The sequence below is a fragment of the Flavobacterium laiguense genome (genome assembly GCF_003097655.1).
GTDB lineage: Bacteria > Bacteroidota > Bacteroidia > Flavobacteriales > Flavobacteriaceae > Flavobacterium > Flavobacterium laiguense.
In genome coordinates this window covers 49803-70141 of the sequence record NZ_QCZH01000006.1, presented here as the reverse complement: position 1 = coordinate 70141, position 20339 = coordinate 49803, and the positions used below count along the sequence as shown (strand labels likewise).

18 protein-coding genes and 1 riboswitch are annotated in these 20339 nt (G+C 34.9%); of the genes, 9 read left to right on the top strand and 9 right to left on the bottom strand.

Annotated features, from left to right (window positions below; genetic code table 11):
• Positions 1 to 34: 34 nt before the first annotated feature.
• Complete coding sequence (locus tag DB891_RS07740; RefSeq protein WP_124019502.1) at positions 35 to 6157, bottom strand: MBG domain-containing protein; 6123 nt, start codon at positions 6155 to 6157, stop codon at positions 35 to 37.
• A 380-nt stretch (positions 6158 to 6537) separates the two neighbouring features.
• Between DB891_RS07740 and DB891_RS07735 the strand changes: the two genes are divergently transcribed.
• The 3 genes from DB891_RS07735 (at position 6538) to DB891_RS07725 (ending at position 9303) form a co-directional block, all read left to right on the top strand.
• Positions 6538 to 7110 carry a pseudouridine synthase gene (locus DB891_RS07735; RefSeq protein WP_189337124.1) on the top strand — a complete coding sequence of 191 codons (573 nt, stop codon included), beginning with the start codon at positions 6538 to 6540 and terminating at the stop codon, positions 7108 to 7110.
• Positions 7111 to 7136: 26 nt separating this feature from the next.
• Complete coding sequence (locus DB891_RS07730; protein WP_116762236.1) at positions 7137 to 7592, top strand: tRNA (cytidine(34)-2'-O)-methyltransferase; 456 nt, start codon at positions 7137 to 7139, stop codon at positions 7590 to 7592.
• A 103-nt stretch (positions 7593 to 7695) separates the two neighbouring features.
• Positions 7696 to 9303: a class I SAM-dependent methyltransferase gene (locus DB891_RS07725; RefSeq protein ID WP_116762234.1), complete on the top strand. Its 1608-nt coding sequence runs from the start codon at positions 7696 to 7698 to the stop codon at positions 9301 to 9303.
• A gap of 88 nt (positions 9304 to 9391) precedes the next feature.
• On the opposite strand, the gene DB891_RS07720 is transcribed toward DB891_RS07725, so the two are convergent.
• The 6 genes from DB891_RS07720 to DB891_RS07695 form a co-directional block, all read right to left on the bottom strand.
• Complete coding sequence (locus tag DB891_RS07720) at positions 9392 to 10258, bottom strand: DUF5602 domain-containing protein (RefSeq protein ID WP_116762232.1); 867 nt, start codon at positions 10256 to 10258, stop codon at positions 9392 to 9394.
• Between the two features lie 212 nt (positions 10259 to 10470).
• On the bottom strand, positions 10471 to 11247 hold the full coding sequence (locus DB891_RS07715) for an ABC transporter ATP-binding protein (RefSeq protein ID WP_116762230.1): 777 nt from the start codon (positions 11245 to 11247) through the stop codon (positions 10471 to 10473).
• Positions 11248 to 11294: 47 nt separating this feature from the next.
• Positions 11295 to 11639 (bottom strand): 5-carboxymethyl-2-hydroxymuconate Delta-isomerase, encoded by a 345-nt coding sequence (locus DB891_RS07710; RefSeq protein ID WP_116762407.1) that lies wholly within the window; start codon positions 11637 to 11639, stop codon positions 11295 to 11297.
• A 168-nt stretch (positions 11640 to 11807) separates the two neighbouring features.
• Complete coding sequence (locus tag DB891_RS07705; RefSeq protein ID WP_116762229.1) at positions 11808 to 12221, bottom strand: GxxExxY protein; 414 nt, start codon at positions 12219 to 12221, stop codon at positions 11808 to 11810.
• A 200-nt stretch (positions 12222 to 12421) separates the two neighbouring features.
• Positions 12422 to 13450: an iron ABC transporter permease gene (locus DB891_RS07700; protein ID WP_116762227.1), complete on the bottom strand. Its 1029-nt coding sequence runs from the start codon at positions 13448 to 13450 to the stop codon at positions 12422 to 12424.
• Positions 13451 to 13457: 7 nt separating this feature from the next.
• Positions 13458 to 14600 (bottom strand): ABC transporter substrate-binding protein, encoded by a 1143-nt coding sequence (locus tag DB891_RS07695; RefSeq protein ID WP_116762225.1) that lies wholly within the window; start codon positions 14598 to 14600, stop codon positions 13458 to 13460.
• A gap of 96 nt (positions 14601 to 14696) precedes the next feature.
• Between DB891_RS07695 and DB891_RS07690 the strand changes: the two genes are divergently transcribed.
• The 6 genes from DB891_RS07690 (at position 14697) to cobC (ending at position 19577) form a co-directional block, all read left to right on the top strand.
• Entirely contained in the window at positions 14697 to 15059 is a 363-nt protein-coding gene (locus DB891_RS07690; protein WP_116762223.1) for a DUF5522 domain-containing protein, read from the top strand.
• 42 nt (positions 15060 to 15101) lie between these two features.
• Positions 15102 to 15809: a hypothetical protein gene (locus DB891_RS07685; RefSeq protein WP_116762221.1), complete on the top strand. Its 708-nt coding sequence runs from the start codon at positions 15102 to 15104 to the stop codon at positions 15807 to 15809.
• Positions 15810 to 15853: 44 nt separating this feature from the next.
• On the top strand, positions 15854 to 16384 hold the full coding sequence (gene cobU / locus DB891_RS07680) for a bifunctional adenosylcobinamide kinase/adenosylcobinamide-phosphate guanylyltransferase (protein ID WP_116762219.1): 531 nt from the start codon (positions 15854 to 15856) through the stop codon (positions 16382 to 16384).
• Positions 16385 to 16489: 105 nt separating this feature from the next.
• Positions 16490 to 18172, top strand: a complete 1683-nt coding sequence (gene cobT / locus DB891_RS07675; protein WP_116762218.1) for a nicotinate-nucleotide--dimethylbenzimidazole phosphoribosyltransferase — start codon at positions 16490 to 16492, stop codon at positions 18170 to 18172.
• Positions 18173 to 18258: 86 nt separating this feature from the next.
• Positions 18259 to 19056, top strand: coding sequence for an adenosylcobinamide-GDP ribazoletransferase (locus DB891_RS07665; protein WP_116762214.1), 798 nt, complete (start codon positions 18259 to 18261; stop codon positions 19054 to 19056).
• Positions 19041 to 19577 (top strand): alpha-ribazole phosphatase, encoded by a 537-nt coding sequence (cobC, locus tag DB891_RS07660; protein ID WP_116762212.1) that lies wholly within the window; start codon positions 19041 to 19043, stop codon positions 19575 to 19577. The genes DB891_RS07665 and cobC overlap by 16 nt, the downstream gene beginning before the upstream one ends.
• 13 nt (positions 19578 to 19590) lie before the next feature.
• Here the strand turns inward: cobC and DB891_RS17920 are convergent, their stop codons facing one another.
• A complete protein-coding gene (locus tag DB891_RS17920; RefSeq protein WP_317045993.1) occupies positions 19591 to 19761 on the bottom strand; it encodes a Txe/YoeB family addiction module toxin in 171 nt (56 codons plus the stop codon).
• A gap of 84 nt (positions 19762 to 19845) precedes the next feature.
• Positions 19846 to 20058, bottom strand: a complete 213-nt coding sequence (locus DB891_RS07650) for a DUF2683 family protein (RefSeq protein WP_116762209.1) — start codon at positions 20056 to 20058, stop codon at positions 19846 to 19848.
• Positions 20059 to 20122: 64 nt separating this feature from the next.
• A riboswitch (cobalamin riboswitch) is annotated at positions 20123 to 20320 on the top strand.
• The last annotated feature ends 19 nt before the right edge of the window (positions 20321 to 20339 follow it).

The window sequence follows — 20339 nt, the reverse complement described above, 5'->3', positions numbered from 1 at the left end:
AGAATCTAGCATTTTGTATTTAAAAAGGGTAGATTTATTGTATGATTATTTTGTCTTTGAAGACTACATTATTATCAATACTTAATGTGTAAAAATAAAAACCAGACTGTAAATGCCCCACCGCTATTTTAGCGGTATTTTCCTCAGAAGTTTCTTTTATTTCAATAGGAGAACCAATTAATCGGCCATTTATGTCATAAAGTTTCAATAAAATGTTCTTTTCATTGTTTGATTGAACAGCTATAGTAACAACATCATCTTTGGCTGGATTTGGATACGCCCTAGCCGATAAATTTTTCGATAAACCAAAATCGATAGTGGATAAATTGGAGCTAATAGTTACCGTAAATGAAGTGCTTATTTTTCCGCCTAAGCCATCATTGGCAGTGATAGTTATTAATGTTGTACCTGCTTTTTTGGATAAAAGAGTAAGGGTTGATCCTGAAATGGTGACTTCTACAATTGTACCATCTGCTACTTCTGCCGTATAGGTCAATACATTAAGATCAGCATCTGAAAACACATCCAGAAGATTAATGTCTTTTTGATTAGTAATGGTAATCGATTGTGTTGTAACTTCTTTTTTAACTATTGGGGAATTATTCAATTTTTCTACGATCATTTTTCCATTAACGTAAGTTAAGGTGTAATTTTTGGCAGAAGCATTCGCAACGCTTATTGCATATTCACCTGCTATAGAATTTACATCAGCCAAAGTACTTATTATTGGTAAAGTAGTTAATGATTGAACTGTATCGTCATAGACAAAACCACTATACAAAGCTGTCAACTCTGGATTTACATCTTTATATTTTTTTGTTTTATTATCGGCTTTAATAGTCAGTTCGGCTTTGTTTACGGTAATGGACTGCGCTACATTTTGTGCTGCCAAATAAAAGTCGTTTCCAGATTGGGAAGCCGTTATTGTAGCGATTCCTACTCCAATGATTTTGATTTTGCCATCTATTACTTTAACGATATTTTCGTCTGAACTGCTATAGCTGATAGCTAGATTGGAAGATGAATTTGAAGTCAAATCAAACGGAATATTACCATAAGTTTTAGAAGCTATAGGGCTAAATGTAATTGTTTGTTCCAGTTTTTCTACAGTCATTTTTCCATCAACATAGTTGATAGTGTAGTTTTTTGCAACTGCATTCGCAACGCTTATTGCATATTCACCTGCTATAGAATTTACATCAGCCAAAGTACTTATTGTTGGTAAAGTAGTTAATGATTGAACTGTATCGTCATAGACAAAACCACTATACGAAGCTGTCAACTCTGGATTTACATCTTTATATTTTTTTGTTTTATCATCGGCCTTAATAGTCAGTTCGGCTTTATTTACGGTAATGGACTGCGCTACATTTTGTGCCGCCAGATAAAAGTCATTTCCAGATTGGGAAGCTGTTATTGTAGCGGTTCCTGCCCCGATGATTTTGATTTTGCCATCTATTACTTTAACGATGTTTTCGTCTGAACTGCTATAGCTGATAGCTAGATTGGAAGATGAATTTGAAGTCAAATCAAACGGAACATTACCATAAGTTTTAGAAGCTATGGGATTAAACGTAATAGTTTGTTCCAGTTTCTCTACAGTCATTTTTCCATCAACATAGTTGATAGTGTAGTTTTTTGCAACTGCATTCGCAACGCTTATTGCATATTCACCTGCTATAGAATTTACATCAGCCAAAGTACTTATTGTTGGTAAAGTAGTTAATGATTGAACTGTATCGTCATAGACAAAACCACTATACAAAGCTGTCAACTCTGGATTTACATCTTTATATTTTTTTGTTTTATTATCGGCTTTAATAGTCAGTTCGGCTTTATTTACGGTAATGGACTGCACTACATTTTGTGCCGCCAGATAAAAGTCATTTCCAGATTGGGAAGTTGTTATTGTAGCGGTTCCAGCTCCTATGATTTTAATTTTCCCATCTACTATTTTAGCAATATTTTCATCTGAACTGCTATAGCTGATAGCTAGATTGGAAGATGAATTTGAAGTCAAATCAAACGGAACATCTCCATAAGTTTTAGAAGCTATGGGATTAAATGTAATAGTTTGTTCCAGTTTCTCTACAGTCATTTTTCCATCAACATAGTTGATAGTGTAGTTTTTTGCAACTGCATTCGCAACGCTTATTGCATATTCACCTGCTATAGAATTTACATCAGCCAAAGTACTTATTGTTGGTAAAGTAGTTAATGATTGAACTGTATCGTCATAGACAAAACCACTATACGAAGCTGTCAACTCTGGATTTACATCTTTATATTTTTTTGTTTTATCATCGGCCTTAATAGTCAGTTCGGCTTTATTTACGGTAATGGACTGCGCTACATTTTGTGCCGCCAGATAAAAGTCATTTCCAGATTGGGAAGCTGTTATTGTAGCGGTTCCAGCTCCTATGATTTTGATTTTCCCATCTACTATTTTAGCAATATTTTCATCTGAACTGCTATAGCTGATAGCTAGATTGGAAGATGAATTTGAAGTCAAATCAAACGGAACATCTCCATAAGTTTTAGAAGCTATGGGATTAAACGTAATAGTTTGTTCCAGTTTTTCTACAGTCATTTTTCCATCAACATAGTTGATAGTGTAGTTTTTTGCAACTGCATTCGCAACGCTTATTGCATATTCACCTGCTATAGAATTTACATCAGCCAAAGTACTTATTATTGGTAAAGTAGTTAATGATTGAACTGTATCGTCATATACAAAACCACTATACGCAGCTGTCAATTCTGGATTTGCCTCTTTGTATTTTTTTGTTTTATCATCGGCCTTAATAGTCAGTTCGGCTTTGTTTACGGTAATGGACTGCGCTACATTTTGTGCCGCCAGATAAAAGTCATTTCCAGCTTGGGAAGCTGTTATTGTAGCGGTTCCTACTCCAATGATTTTGATTTTTCCATCTATTATTTTAACAATATTTTCGTCTGAACTGCTATAGCTAATAGCTAGATTGGAAGATGAATTTGAAGTCAAATCAAACGGAACATTACCATAAGTTTTAGAAGCTATGGGATTAAATGTAATAGTTTGTTCTGTTTTCTTTAATTCAAAACGGGCAATAACGGGACCGTGATCCGAAGTGGTATTCACATAATTTGAAATGTCAGTTCTAGGGTCGTAAACGGCAATAGAATTGGGAACGTATTCATCCGTTAGTTCATTTGAAGTAATAATATGATCTAGAAAACCTCCAGAACCTAAGAAACTATAAGACCCCGCTTTGCTAATATCTAATGTTAATGCATTGTAACGAGCCGTATCTTCGACTAATTTTTGATAAGATGATGGATTGCCAGCAATAACAGATACGTCAACATCATCATTATAATCACCCAAAATCATAAAATCGGCATTTGGATACTGAGCATCCAAACTGTCTTTTAGGAATTCAGCATCATATTTTCGCATATTGTATTTAGAGATGTCGGTTCCGCTGTTGGCACGGGCGTGAATGTCGATGATTTTAATGTCTTTCTTAACTCCCGCAATATTGGTTTCAATTTCAACCATAAAAGGCAAACGACCCGATGCGAAAAAACTAGCACTATTACCACCTGGGTAATTGGCCAAAGTTGTACTTCCAGATTGAATGTTGTCGTATAAGTCCTTAAACATCACTCTTGATTTTTTTACCGTAGTTGTTTGGGTATTATAAAGTACCACTAGTTTTTGTGGAGGAAAATTTGGGTCTGGTGTATTGAATGAATACGACCAAGAAGGCGAAATGGTTTTATCAAAAGTCTTGCCATTGATATTCAATTTTTCGATTAATCGATCTATCGAAGGGTCATCGGATACTTCTTGAACAACGTAAACATCTGCATTTAATTTGTTCATTACTTTGGCAACATTTTCAATTTGTAAAACATCGTCTGTTGGACCAAATTCAACATTACTTTTGTTTTTCACATCACTTCCAAAAAACTCTAAATTATAACTAACTATGTCAAAAGTTTCTGCTTTTGGCCAAGAAGAACCAGAAAAAGATCCTATTTGTTGGTTCAACCCTGTAGCAGTAACTGTCAAAGTACCCGATAGGCTTAAGGCTTTTGTCGAAGGAGCAAATCGAGCATAAATGGTTTTGCCAAGTAATGCGGCTGCTTCAGAAACTAATACATTAGATTGAAAAGTAATATTGTCTGCAGATAATTCAAAATCAGTGGGAGCTGTAATTGTAACATCGCCATATCCTCCAGCTTTAAATATAAAAGATTGACTAACAGATGCAGTGTTAACATCAGTATCTTCAAAACTTAAATTTGGGTTTGAAGCTAGAAAAGTCGTTTCATTGGCAATACTTATGTCGTCAATGGTCCATTCCGCTGCATTGTTACCTGTATTTGTAGTCGTTTGATAAACCCAAGCCAAATAGGTATGGTTTGTTTTATACCCTTCCAGATTAATGTAATTGGATTGTTTGAAAACACCCGTTGTAGTTGGAAAATCGCCTTCTAGTGCTGTCCAAGTAGCGGTTTCGGGGCTGCTTACACCATCGTAATCTACAGAAACCATTAATTTTAAAGTAGAACCAGCAAAAAAATTACGGGAATAAAAGGACACAATAGGGAAATTGGCAAAGTTGTCCAAACGTAATTTTGGAGAAATTAACCAGTCATTACTAGCGCCTGCTTCTGTATATCCATTTATTTGAACGGCGGCTGGTGAACTATTAAAACGGCTTGTAGTACTTACCCATTTTATATTGCTTCCAGTTACACTATAAGCTGTCCATCCACTGTTGGACAGAACATTTGTATCATTAAAATTTTGAATGTAAGGATTAATTCCAATGCCCGTAACCGTAACCGTTTTGTCTGAAGCTCCCGATGTCTGATGTGTTATTTGACCTGAAAAATCACCAGTAGTATTAGGTGTAAATCGCACATAAACAGTTGGAGTATTATTAGCATCAAAATCTGTTGAAGCAAAAGTTAATGAAGTTTGAAAATTAGCATTTGCTTCTTTCGAAATGGTAAAATTTCCTGTTGCAGTTAGCGTTACAGCATCAGTAAGATTGGATGCCTGAACTTGATAACTTAAGGTGTTTGAATCAAAATTTTGCTCAGAAAATCCTAAATCCAGCGAGCTGATTGTTGTGTTTATTGATGGAACAAGGACATTGGCAGTCGTAACATCAAGTTGATTACTATCTGCTTGACTATTTCCATAAGTGTCTTCAGCAATGGAGTAAAGAGTATAACTTGTATTTAGGTTAAGACCAATAATGCTTTTTGTATAAACCAAAGATGCATCTGTAATAGCAATCACATCAGCTTGCAGTGCGGAGTTTCCGTTAGCATCCAAACCAGCTTTAATTTGCGCAACACTTGGTTTGGCACTTCCTCCTGCCAAAAGAACATAATATGTTTTTCCTATTTCGTTTATTTGAGTCGAAAAATCAAATCCATTAGAAAGTACATTATCTATTTTTGGAAAGCCCGATACATTTAGAGGAGCGATAATGTCATTTAGGACACTAATGTTATCAATGGCAAAGGAAGGACGGGAACCACTACTTGAAACATCTTTTGAAATCCATCTGATTTGTACAACTGCTTGATCGTTACAACCAGAAGGTAATATTATTTTTATATTTTTTGAATTTTGCGGGGTAATTACTGCAGGTGTTGTCTGAACAACGAGATTATTTAAATAAGCAGTTTCTGGCAATGTTGTAAACGCGGTAGTTGTACCAATCCTATATTGAAGAACCATCTCATTTGATCTTGTTCCGGGATTACGAATAGTCATAGCATCATATTTCACTTCAATCCCATATTTCCCTTGAGTATTGATAGCTAGGCAAATATCTAAATTAAAAGATCCTCCATTTAAAAAACCGATTTTTTCGGTATAATTATAAATAGCACTGGTGCCAGAGTTAGAAGTTCCAGTAATGAAACTCTTATCAGCAGTACTGTCAGTAGTGGGATATGAGCTACTCGGGGCTGTGCCTATTACTCCTCCTTGCATACCTGCGGGATATGTAGATGCTAGTGCGCTAAAGTCTTGTGTATAGGGTAAAGTTTGAGGTGTTGGCTGTGTTTGTGCCAAAAGGGAAAAAGAAAAGCAAAAGAACAGAGTTAAAAAAGCCATTAAATGACATGATGGGTAAACGTTTTTCATTTGTTAAAAATAATTGAGTTTTTAGAAATCAAATCTACTAGCTTTTAGATTAAGTGAATATTATGAAATCAAAAAGTTATTGTGTTGTTTTTATGAAAATATGACAATAAAGTGGTTACAAAGTGTGTGTTTTTTGTGGTATTCGCGGTTAATCATTTCTTTTAGTGTGTTATGTATATAGGTTCTGGTTTTTTAAAAATAAAAGAGTTAAGTTCTAAAGGAATGTTTTCTGCTGTTTTAAGTATAAAAAAAATAATATTTAAGAGGAAATCATTTGTTATAAATTGTTTTATCTCACTTTCTTTGTGTTTTTTTATTGGAGTTCGATGATTGATAATTCAAAATTGTAGTTTAGCCCGATAATTGTTTTTTTTATATTTATGCACCAACACTTCATCCTTCACAAACCTTACGGCTACTTAAGTCAATTTATATATGAATTGAAACGCAAGAAAAAACTCTTGGGAGAATTGTATGATTTTCCTGCTGGGACAATGGCCATTGGTCGGCTTGATGAAGATTCTGAAGGTTTGCTTTTATTGACAACCGATGGTAAAATGAGTGAAATCATTCGGAGTAAAAAAGTAGATAAAGAATACTACGTACAAGTCGATGGGGTTATAACACCAGAAGCTATAGAGGAATTGAAAAACGGCGTTGAAATTGGATTTAATGGTACAAAATACGTTACCAAACGTTGTGAAGCCTTTATCGTAAATGAAATTCCTAATTTTGGAGCAAGAGGGAAAAAGATTCGGGACGAGCGTCACGGTCCTACTTCTTGGGCTTCTATTACGGTCAATGAAGGTAAGTTTAGACAAGTTCGTAAAATGACTGCGGCTGTTGGTTTTCCTACCCTGAGATTAGTAAGAGTCCGAATAGGAAACGTATATTTGAAGGATTTACAAGCCGGAGAAGTCTTGGAAGTGGAAGATTTTCAAATAAACGAATAAACAAATAACCGATTAACTATTAAGAAATGTTAAACATTGTTCTCGTAGAACCCGAAATACCTAATAATACCGGAAATATTGGCCGTTTGTGCGTAGGCACGGAAAGCCGTTTGCACTTAATTCATCCTTTTGGATTTGTAATTAACGATAAAAATCTAAAGCGCTCCGGACTTGATTATTGGGTACACCTTGACGTAACCGAATACCAAAATATTGCCGAATGGATGTCTCAAATTCCAGATCAATCCAGAGTTTTCCTGATGAGTTCCCATGCCGAAAAGTCCTATTTGGAGAATCAATTTCAAGATGAGGATTGGTTGGTTTTTGGTAAAGAAAGTGTAGGGTTGAGTGCTGAAGTTTTAGCATTATTCGAAAATCACCTGACCATTCCTATGTCTCCATTAATCAGGAGTTTTAATATTGCCAATTCGGTTGCTTTTGTTATTGGAGAGGCGAAGAGACAAATTGGGTTAGGGATTTAGAATGAGGTTGTTGAAGTCTGTTTGCTATTAAATCAATATGTTTTTTAAAGGAAATTTCATATATTTGAGATAGACATTATGATCTTGTCTTAAATTTCATTTTATGATAGATAACGTTTCCTTACGAAGTAGCATTTTTAAACATCTCGACGGTTTAGTAACTGCTCCTGTAGCTTTTTCTCTTTATAAAAAGGGAGTGCTAGCCTATATTTTAGATCAAAAAGAGATCAGTCTTTCCGAACTTACTACTCACTTCAATGCAAATGAAGGCTACCTCAATGTAGGTTTGCGGGTATTGGCTTCCCAAGGTTTTCTGGATTATCACATTAATACAGTTACTGACGAAATTACCATTAGTATAAATGAGAAAAGTGAAATTGCTTTTTCACTGTTTCCATTGTATAAAGATGTGGTGGATTTATTGCAATTTTCGATGGATTTTCATCCCCGATTATTTGAAGAAGCGCCTTTTGAACGTTTAAAATTTATTTTTGAAAAGTACAAAGATAATTACGGAATTGCATTCTCTGCGGATTCTTTGACCAATACCATTCAACATCAAATCTTAAAGCACATTGAAGGTTTTTTGGTTGGTCCAACAATAGTGCGCCTCGGTATGAGCGGGATGTTTCATAAATATTTTATGGAGATCTCTTTTCGCCCGGAGGAGTTTCATAAATCACCCGAACATTTCAAAATTATTCTTGATTTTTTGGTTTATCTAGGTTGGTTTACCCAAAAGAAAGGTAATTATCAGTTTACTGAAATGGGTTTGTTTTTCGCCAAAAGAGCTTCTGCTTATGGCGTTACGGTTTCGTATTTGCCTACTTTTAGTAAAATGGAGGATTTGATTTTTGGGAATCCTTCTGTTTTAAGGATAGTTGGTGATGGTGAAGATGAAATTCATGTCGATCGCGAAATGAATGTTTGGGGAAGTGGAGGCGCACACGACACTTATTTTAAAGTAATAGACGAAATTATCATCAAATTATTCAATTTGCCAATTGAAGAGCAGCCCAAAGGTATACTTGATATGGGTTGCGGAAACGGCGCTTTCCTAGAACACATTTTTGATGTTATTGAACGACAAACTTTGAGAGGAAAAATGTTGGACAAACAACCTTTATTTCTCGTGGGTGCTGATTATAATCAAGCAGCACTTAAAGTTACAAGAGCCAATTTGATTAAAGCCGATATTTGGGCCAAAGTGATTTGGGGAGATATTGGGCGTCCCGATTTACTGGCCGAAGATTTATTGGAAAATTATAATATCGATTTAAAAGATTTGCTGAACGTGAGAACTTTTCTGGATCACAACCGCATTTGGGAAATGCCAAAACAAATTACCAAGGGCAGAAAAAGCAGTTCAACAGCTGCATTTGCGCACAGAGGTGTCCGGATAAGCAATAATTTAGTCGAAGATAATTTATTGGAACACTTTAAGAAATGGTCGCCTTATGTTCATAAATTTGGATTGCTTATTATTGAATTGCACACAATAGCACCGCATTTAACAGCAGCAAATTTGGGCAAAACAGCCGCTACGGCCTATGATGCTACACATGGTTTTTCAGATCAATATATTGTAGAGATTGAAGTACTACATAAAATAGCCGCTGAAGCGGGATTATTTTTAGACCTTAATTATTTTAAAAAATTTCCAGATTCAGAGATTGCTACAGTAAGTATAAATTTGTTGAAAGGGAATTGAGAATGCTGTTCAATAATAATTAAGTAAGGAAATTAAAATGAGGAAGTACCCACCTCCTCATTTTATATTAATTTCTAACAGTTACTATTTATAAGGATGCTTGAGTTGGTGGTCCTCCAGGCGCAAATTTGCTTAAAGTGATATTGGTATTTCCAGTCTTAGAGTCATAATAAACATTATATTCTGTTGGATAATACCCTGCTTTTTCGAAATATTGCGGTTGGGAATAAGGATTGCCTCTAGAATCTGGATTTGATAATAAGTAATCTAGCGTTACCATTGGTTCAACAAAAATAAATTTCCCATTGAAGGAACCGTAGATCATAATTTTTGTAAAGAAAAAACCAGGTTGGAAAATAGAAACCGGAACCCAATGTTTTCCCATTTGACCTTCACCAGGTCCATTTGGAGATATATAGCCTAATGGCCTATAATCGGTAGAAGGAAGATTGTTAAATAGGGGATGAGTGGTTGGGGAATAATTTGGAATTGCTAGTCGCTCTTCATTAGAAATCATGTAAAAGTGAATGTCGAAATGTTGTGCGTCAAAAATACCTGGAGGTGGGTGTCCATGAGGGTTCCAGTTAAGCCCTATGTGCTTAAAAGGGGTTAATTGTGTTGCTTTAAGGTGTAATGGAAGCACGATTGTTGCTCCAGAGCCTCCTGTATCAGGAAGTCCAGTTAATGCCCCGGGAGTCATTACGATACCAATTTCCAGCGGCATTTCGTCTTTACCCACTTTAAACCAGGAACGTACAATACCGTTGCCAATTTCAACTTCAGGGCCTTTAAATACAATATGATCTTTTCTACTCGTTATCTCTGAATTGGAAAGAGATTCGGATGAGGTTTTCAGTGAATCATTATCAATCATTTCGTCTTGACTACAAGAAAAAAAGAAAAACAATAAACCTAAAACAATAATTTTTTGGGGTACTCTAAACAAATTTTCCATAATTAAAAAGTTTAAAATTGTTTTTAATAATGTAGATCAGTAAAGATTCAGGGGAGTAAAAAAATAGAGAGCGAATTCACAATAATTAATCGTAATAAATTGATATTCAACATTATTTTTTTATATAAAGATTGTAATTTTTGGTATTTAGTTTTTGAAAATTTTAGAATTAATGTAAAATAAAAGAACTTTGATCTCAAAAAATGTAGCAATTAAACAATCACAAACTTCCCTTTTTCACTGTCAAAAACAATATGTTCGTCTTTGAATAAGGTATTAAAACTTCCTTTGGCAATCAAATGGCAAGGTTCGTCTTGCACGACACTTTCTGGAGTCATAATAATCATTTCGTCACTCAATTGTATGGCCATATCGATGTCGTGAGTCGAAAATAAAATGCATTTTCCAGTTTTGTGTGTCAGTTTTTTTAAGAGTTTGAGCAAAGAAACTTTATGCAATAAATCCAAATGAGTAGTGGGTTCGTCTAGAATAATTAAAGGAGTGTCTTGTGCCAATGCTCTTGCAATCAAAACCTTTTGCAACTGTCCATCGCTTATTTCGTAATGTTTTTTTTGAGACAAATGGCCAATTTGTGTAAGTTCTATTGCCTCTTGAACGATTTGAATGTCCGCATCCGATAAAGAGCCAATCCAATTGGTGTACGGCTGACGACCCAGTGCCACCAATTCAAAAACGGTTAAATTACTGGGAGGCAATTTTTCGGTCAAAACCATACTTAAATTTTGGGCCAGTGCCAAAGGTTCATAGCTGGTTATTTTCTTGTCGTTCAACAAAACAGTTCCCCGCAAAGGCTTTTGAATTCCGGTAATGGTGCGTAATAAAGTAGATTTTCCAATACCATTTGCTCCAATCAAAGCAATCAGTTTTCCTGTCTGTAAGTTCAGGTTGAGGTTTTCGGCAATGGTTATAGTTTCTTTTTTGGAAGTGTAACCAATACTCAAATTAGAAGTGGTAAGGATAGTACTCATTTTGAGGGGGTATAAAATTCTTATTTAAAGACTGTAAGGTTGAAATATTACACCATGGATTTATTGCAATACGTTGCTTTTTCAAAATCCCTAATGTTGATGGATAAAATTGGAACCTCAGGAAATAGTATTTTTAATTGACCTATTATTTTGTGGGAGAGATTACTTTTTTGAGCCGTTGTTCGGCCTTCCATTATATTAGCAAAAATATGAATGAAATCATCCTTAGTATTCCCAATGTTATAATATTGAAAAGGATTGATGCGAACTTTGATATCGCCAACGTCAAAAAGAGCGGTGGCTTCTGCGGTATCATAAACGGCTTGCATAATTTCTTCGGGAGATTTTAGATTCAGTATGTTTTGAGAACAATCAATTACAAAATGTGGCATAATTTTTTTATTTATAGTTTTATTTTTTTTAACCAAATAGAAACATAGATTTTTTTTTAATCAAAGATAGTCTAAGAAAAAGACCTTTTTTACACATAGAAAATACTATGTAAAAAAGTGAAATATCTATTTATTCTTTTTTATCAAAAAACTATGTTTCTATGTTATTTAAAATTTAGGTAGCTGATTAAAATATTCATTCACAATAGTTAACTGTCCTTCCTTAAAAAGATTATAACAATTAAAATTAATTAAAATACCTTTAGGTGATTTTAAAAGTTTCATATAAGTCAAAAGCTGTGCTTTGTGAACAGGATTGATTTCGGACACAGATTTTAATTCAACGACTAGACAGTTTTCGATAAATAAATCACATTTAAAATCAATTTTAAGCTCTTTTTCTTTGTAAAACACTGGAATTTTCATTTCTGTTGAGAAATTTATTTTTCTAACAGTTAATTCTTCAATTAAACAATGATGATAAATATTCTCTAATAATCCTATACCCATTGTTTTGTGCACTTCTATAGCTGAACCAATGATTTCATATGTCAATTCATCTAAATATTTTTGAGTAATCATTTGATTCTGTTTTTATTAATAATACATATTGATTGTATTCAAAATTATTTTTACTAACTCTTAGACCATGAAATTCTAAATCATAAAAAAGGATAGTCTTTTTTTGGATGTATCTATGTGAAAAGTGAAACGACTATCTAACTATAACGAACAATTATAAATTCTATGTTTCTATGTGGTTAAAATTGAATCCTGCAACATCACTTAAAACTCCTTTTTCGAACCAACAACCAAATCACTACTGGCGCACCCAATATCGAAGTAATAGCATTAATTGGTAAAGTAACTTCCATTCCTGGCATTTGAGAAACCACATCGCAAATCAACATAATTGCGGCTCCAAAAAGCAAAGTACTCCAGAATAAAACGGTATGATTACTCGTTTGAAACACTAATTTGGCAATATGGGGAACTGCCAATCCAATAAAGGCGATAGGCCCTGCATAAGCCGTTATGCTTCCTGCCAAAATACTCGTTGCCAATATGATAATGAGCCGGGCTTTATTGAAATTTAATCCCATACTTTTGGCGTAATTTTCTCCAAGGAGTAATGCATTCAAAGGTTTGATGCTAAGCAAGCTGAGGAATAATCCCAGTAATACACAAATTGATAAAATGATAATGGATGACCAAGACAAATTGCCAAGATTTCCCATAGACCAAAAAGTAAATTTCTGCAATTGTTCCGCGGAACTGAAATAGGTAAGAACACCCACAATGGCACTGGTAAAACTGCCAAACATGAGTCCAACTATCAAAATAGCCATAGTGTCTCTCAGTCGTTGCGAAACCAATAACACCAATAATAAAACGGTGGTACTGCCTAGAGTGGATGCCAAAACGATTCCATAGGGAGACAATAAAAAGCCACTCAAAAAGGAAGGCAATATACTCGCACCCAAAATGACAAAAGCAACACCCAAACTCGCACCCGAACTGAGTCCCAATACATAAGGGCCAGCAAGTGGATTTCGAAATAAGGTTTGCATTAATAATCCGCTGATGGACAATCCCATTCCAACTAAAACGGCTGTAATCGCTTTGGGCAAACGGTAATTGATAATGATGTATTCCCAAGTTGATTTACTGGATTGACCGCCTGTCAAACTGGTGTAGACTTCCTTGAAAGGTATAGTAATCGACCCCAAACTGATATTGACAAAAAAGAGGACAATTAGCCCTGTAAAAAGCAATGAGAATAAGACTGTATTTCGTTTTTGATTGTTCAATTTGTAATTAATTCAGTTTTTGGGCAAAAGTAAATGTATAATTGGAAAGCAATTCAGGATGAAAAATTTTGATGTAATCTTTCAACACCAAATCAGGTCGGGCAGGGGATAATTCATAAAAAACAGTTCCTCCAGTAGCTCCCATTTTTGCTTCAAAAGTATAAATAGTTTTATTTGCAAAAGCATCAAACTGACTGTAATGAGGGTTTGCTTTTTCCAGTTCCGATAATGATTTGAACGAACCTGTTGCAATCCAAAAATTAGCTGTTTTTGCTTTGTCTAATATGTTTTCAAAAGACAATCCAAGGCTTCCCGTGCCTTCGAGTGCCGCCCAAAGATAATTGGCTTTGGCATCTTTCATAAATTGAGCTACCCAGCTACTGCCTCTGGCTACAAACCATTGGTCTTGGTACATAGAACCGTACAATGCCGTTGATGTTGGTTTTTTGGTTGCCACCAATGCTAGAGCGTCATTGTATTCTTTTACAATAGTTGAGAACAAATTGTCGGCTTCTTTTTCTTTGCCAAATAAAGCGCCATACAATTTTAACCACTCCGCTTTTCCAAGAGGAGATTGCTCCATCCAATCGGCTTGAATTAATACTTTTAAACCACTTTTTTGTAAATTTTCAATGGAAGGATTGTTGTTGTCAATGCCAAAAGTCACGATAAGTTCTGGGGCCAGTTCAATAAGTTGTTCGATGTTGAGTTTTTCGTTTTGCCCAACATTTTTAACTAAACCAGCGTCAATTAAAGCTCTCGTTTTTTCGGATGAAACATAATCCGTATGAGGGAATCCAACAAGTTTTTTTTCTACATCCAACATTTCCAGCAAAGGAATGTTAGTAGTCGAAGTCACTACAATAGATTGCAATGGAACCGAAATTTGAGTGTGTTTTTTTAAGCTGTCTGGAACAATTCCATTTTTTTCTTTTAGAATATAAGTAAAATTTTTAACCGCATCCGGCCAAGGATTTGACACCGTAACAATTGTATATCCTTCATGTTTATAGATGGCTAAACTTTTGGCATATTGAATACTATTTGAAGCAGAGGCATCAGTTATAGTGTCTTTTTTTTCATTTTTTTGGCATCCAATAAAAGAAAAGAGAATGGTGACTAAAAGAACTTTGTAGAATGAAAATCGCATAATATATTTTTTACAATAAGGGCAAAGGTATATTAATTTATAAATTTCTTGTTTAATTTTTGCAGTAAAAAATGGGACAAATACTATCTTTACAAAATGAATACTATAAAAGTAAAGCATTGTTCTACTTGTGAAATGCCTTTTAATTGTGGAGATACACTGGAAGGGGAGAAATGTTGGTGCAATAATTTTCCTCCTATTTTTAATCCCTTGGATATTGAAGATTGTCTTTGTTCCAGTTGTTTTTCGAAAGCTTGTTCCAATAAAATAGACGAATTTGTAGCAACCGTAACTCCCGAAACTGCAATAGGGAATAAAGCTTCGTTATTACCCGAAACCACGAACATAATTGAAGGAATTGATTATTATTTTGAGGATGGTAACTATGTTTTTAAAGCGTGGTTTCATCTCAAACGGGGCTATTGTTGCAAAAGCGATTGTGCACATTGTCCTTATTGATTAAATAAACGCATAATTTAGTAACAATATAATATGCAGACAATGATAGAAAATTTACTGTCCTTTATTTCAATAACTTTTGTACTGACTACAGTTGCTACTTTGGCACTTTTTTATTGGGCTATTAAAAGTTCAAGTGTTGAAAACACAAGGAAAAAAGCTAGTTTTATTTTATTGGGTTTGATAATTTGGTTGCTTGCTCAAGCGGTTTTTACGTTTAATAATTTTTACAATTCGGATGTAGATTTCTTTCCTCCTAAAATTGCATTGTTTGGTGTTTGGCCTTTAATTCTTACTATTGTACTATTGTTTGCCACAGCAAAAGGACGTCAATTTATAGATAGCTTGCCTTTGATAAATATTACATATCTGAACATGGTGAGAATTCCGGTTGAGATGGTTTTATTTTGGCTATTTCTCAACAAAACAGTTCCGCAATTAATGACTTTTGAAGGGAGGAACTTTGATATCTTAGCAGGAGTTACTGCCCCTTTTATAGCCTATTTTGGACTTAAGAAAGGAATGTTAGATAGAAAATTTATTTTAGTTTGGAATTTTATTTGCCTTGGTCTTTTGATAAACATTGTTGTAAGTGCGGTATTGTCAATACCTTCGCCGATACAAAAGTTTGGATTTGACCAACCAAATATCGCGGTCTTGAATTTTCCATTTAGTTGGTTGCCTACTTTTATCGTTCCGATCGTTTTGTTCGGACATTTGGTGTCCATTAGACAACTTTTGAAAAAATAGTTAATTAGTATCGCAATCTATCGGTACGTGTTTAAAATAAAAAAATGATATATCTAATTACTGGAGGAGAACGTTCAGGAAAAAGTAGTTACGCCGAGAATTTAGCCAAAGAGCTGTCCGAAAAACCAATGTATGTGGCAACGGCTCGAAAGTGGGATGATGATTTTCAGAAACGCATTGACCGTCATCAAAAAGATCGTGATGAACGCTGGGTTAACATAGAAAAGGAAAAGTATTTGAGTGAAATTGATTTCTCAGGAAAAGTGGCTATTGTCGATTGTGTCACGCTTTGGTTAACCAATTTTTTTGTGGATACGAAGAATGACGTTTCCTTAAGTTTGGAACAAGCCAAAGCCGAATTGGATGCGATTACACAACAAGAAAATGCAACGATTATTATTGTAACCAATGAAATAGGAATGGGAGTTCATGCGGATACTCACATCGGCAGGAAATTCACAGAACTTCAAGGTTGGATGAACCAATACATCGCCCAAAAAGCTGAAAACGTTGTGTTGATGGTTTCTGGGATTCCGGTTGTGATTAAAAAACAAGGTCAATATCAATTGCAATAGCAAAAATCAATTTCAATTTTTAGACTTTACTATTGCCATTGAAATTGTAATTGATATTGCCATTGAAAATACCATTACCATTGAAAAATTTTATAAAAAAATAGGATGTCCAATTTAGATGAAATTATAAAATCCCGTCGTGATACCCGTCATTTTACAAGTGATGCAATACCCGATGAAGTGATTCAAAAAGCACTCCAAGCAGGACATCATGCTCCCTCTGTAGGTTTGACCGATGCTACAAAATATTATCTGATCAAGTCGGATGAAATTAAAAAAGCTGTAAAAGAATTGTTTTTAGATTATGATCAAAAGGCGGCAAACTTAACCGACGATGAACTGCAAAAATTACAATATAAATCTTTAAAACTGGAAGCTATTGAGGAAGCGCCACTCGGATTGGTGATATGCTACGACCGTTCGGTTTTGAATAATTTCACTATTGGAACAGTTGGCAGTAATGAAGCGATAAAGTTTAGTGCGGTATGCGCTGCCCAAAATATTTGGCTATCATTGACAGAACAAGGGTATTCTATGGGGTGGGTTTCTATTTTAAATTATTACCAGTTCAAGCAACTTTTGGGCTTGCCCGACAACATAGAGCCTTTGGGGTATTTTTGCGTAGGCAAACCCGCTACCAATTATGACAATCAACCGATGTTGCAACAACTGAATTGGAAGCAAAAACAAGAAAATCCAATTGTTGAAGAGATTTTGGTTTCAACTCCAGTCGTTCTTGAGTCTTTGCGAGGAACGAAGCAATCACACTCCAGTGATTCCATAATAAGCGAGGCACTTCAACAAAAAATCGACAGTAAAACCAAACCTACGAGTTCTCTTGGCGTTTTGGAAAGTTTGGCGAAACAAATAGGAACCGTTTTTCAAACTTTAGAGCCCAAAATAACAAACCCAAATATAGTCGTTTTTGCGGCCGATCACGGAATTGCCAATCACGGCGTGAGTGCCTACCCACAAGATGTTACACGACAAATGGTGACAAATTTTCTGGAAGGTGGAGCTGCCATTAATGTGTTTTGTAAACAAAATAATATCGCGTTAACCATTGTAGATGCTGGAGTAAACTATGATTTTCCAACAAATGTAAATTTGGTTTCGGCCAAAATAGGGAAGGGAACTCAGTCTTTTTTACACGGTTCAGCAATGAGAAAAACCGAATTGGATTTGTGCTTTGCTAAAGGAAAAGAAATAGTCAATTCTGTTTTTGAAACGGGGTGTAACTGCATCGGTTTTGGTGAAATGGGAATTGGAAATACTTCCACTGCTTCGGTTTTGATGAGCATTCTGTTAGAATTGCCCATCGAAGATTGTGTTGGAAACGGAACAGGCGTTGTTGATGAGAAATTGATTCAGAAGCAAAATGTTCTCAAAAAAGCACTTGAAAATTATGATGGCCCAAATGATCTAGAAAGTAAACTAGCTTATTTCGGCGGATTCGAAATTATGCAAATGGCTGGCGGAATACTTCAAGCCAAACAAAACAATATGCTTATTTTGGTTGATGGTTTTATTTGTACGGTGGCTTTTTTAATCGCTTATAAAATGAATCCCGCAATCAAAGAAAATGCGATATTCTGTCATTCCTCTGCAGAGCAAGGACATCAAAAAATATTGGATTATTTAAATGTTCGTGCGTTGTTGCAACTCGATTTGCGATTGGGAGAAGGGACAGGTTGTGCGGTTGCATTTCCAATTATTCAATCGGCTGTTTGTTTTTTGAATGAAATGGCCAGTTTTGAATCCGCAGGGGTGAATAGCCGACAGCTTTAGCTGTTGGAAAAACAGAAAACAGAAAACAGAAAACAGAAAACAGAAAACAGAAAACAGAAAACAGAAAACAGAAAACAGATTTCAATATGAAAAAAGAATTACATGTATTTTTCACGGCCTTGATGTTTTATACCCGAATTCCGTGTCCCAAAAACATTGACCACAATCCAGATTATTTAAACAAAGCATCCCGTTATTTTCCTTTAATTGGTTGGATAGTTGGGGGGATTTGCTTTGGAATTTATTATCTGGGGACAATCCTATTTTCTGCAGAAATTGCTTTAATAGTATCGATGATTGCAGGAATTCTGACTACGGGAGCTTTTCATGAAGATGGATTTGCCGATGTATGCGATGGTTTTGGAGGCGGTTGGACCAAAGAAAAAATCCTTTTGATCATGAAAGACAGCGCTATTGGAGCCTATGGAGCCATTGGTTTGGTTTTACTTTTTTTGCTGAAATTTAAAGCTCTTTATGAACTGGTAAACACATCTGAAATCGTTAATCTTCAATCTTCGATCAAATATCTTTTGTTATTCGTTTCAGCCCATTCGATTAGCCGACTCGCTGCCGTTTCTATAGTTTTTACACATCAATATTCAAGAGAAGATGCATCGAGTAAAAGCAAACCCATTGCTCAAAAGTTTACATGGAAAGAAGTTGTAGGAGCTTTATTTTTTGGATTACTGCCTCTTGTAATTTTGTCTTTTTTTCAATGGCAACTGTTGTTGGCTTTAGTGCCCGTTTTTATTACTAGGTTTTTTCTTGCCCGTTATTTTCAAAAATGGATTGACGGTTATACGGGAGATTGCTTAGGAGCAACGCAACAAGTATGTGAAGTGGTTTTTTATATGTCAATTATTGGGATATGGAAATTTATTTAGTACGTCATACCGAAACGGTTTGTGAAAAAGGAATTTGCTACGGTCAGAGTGATGTAGGAATTCGAGAGCCTTATGATGCTGTTTTTGAATGTATTTTAAACCAATTGCCACAAGATGCTATTTTGTATTCGAGTCCATTGCAACGCTGTACGGTTTTGGCTAAGCATATTTTAGAAAACACCGAAATCGATTTCATTATTGAAGACTCAAGATTGAAGGAAATGAATTTTGGAGATTGGGAACTTAAAAGTTGGGATGCCATTCCTCAAGAAGCTCTAAATCCTTGGATGGAAGACTTTGTGAATGTACGTGTTCCTAATGGCGAATCCTTTGTTGATTTGAATGATCGAGTTTTAGATTTTTTGGATAACAAGCTAGCAAGAGAGATTAAAAAACCTGTGATTATCGTAGCACATGCTGGAGTAATTCGTAGTTTTTTGTGCAAAATAAATGATTTACCACTAAAAGATGCTTTTCAGAATAAAGTTAATTACGGAGATGTGATTAAAATTGAAATATAAAGAAATAGTACTTTTAATAATGACCTTTCAAAGAGTGGATTAAAATAACGGAGTCTTCTTCAAGTATTTCATAAACCAATCTGTGCTCTAGATTAATTCGTCTACTCCATAGTCCCGATAAATTATGTTTTAATGGTTCAGGTTTTCCAATTCCTTCATATGGAGTCTCCTGGATGGATGCCAAAATTTGTTTGACTTTCTTTAAAACGATTTGGTTATTTGTCTTTTTTGAAATAATCTAAATGGGATTTTGATTTTGGAACGAATATTATTTCCATATATCATCTAAATCAATTTTAATTCCTTTTCCAGCTTTGTAATCTTCTCTATTTTCTTCAACCATATCAACAAAATCAGCGTCATAAGGGCTTTCGGTTGAATTTGAAGTTAAGTTTTCAAACTTTATTTTCAATGCTTCAAGAAAGGCTTTAATCACTTTTTTCTCCTCATTGTTTTTAGGATGTACGATAAAAGTTTCCATAATAAAATTGTTTACTACAAAGATAAAAAATAAAACTTTAGGATTTGTAAATTCATTTCTTCTATATTTGCACCCGAATTAAGGTTGTGTTTTACTTTTTACGAAAACACATTAAAAGGGAATTAGGTTCAAAACCTAAGCTGTTCCCGCAACTGTAAGCTATCAAGCTTGTTGTTATCTACAAACCACTGTACGTCTAGACGAATGGGAAGGTGAACAACAAGACGCAAGCCAGGAGACCTGCCTTTTTTCTTAACGAATATCGAACTTTCGGGAAAAAA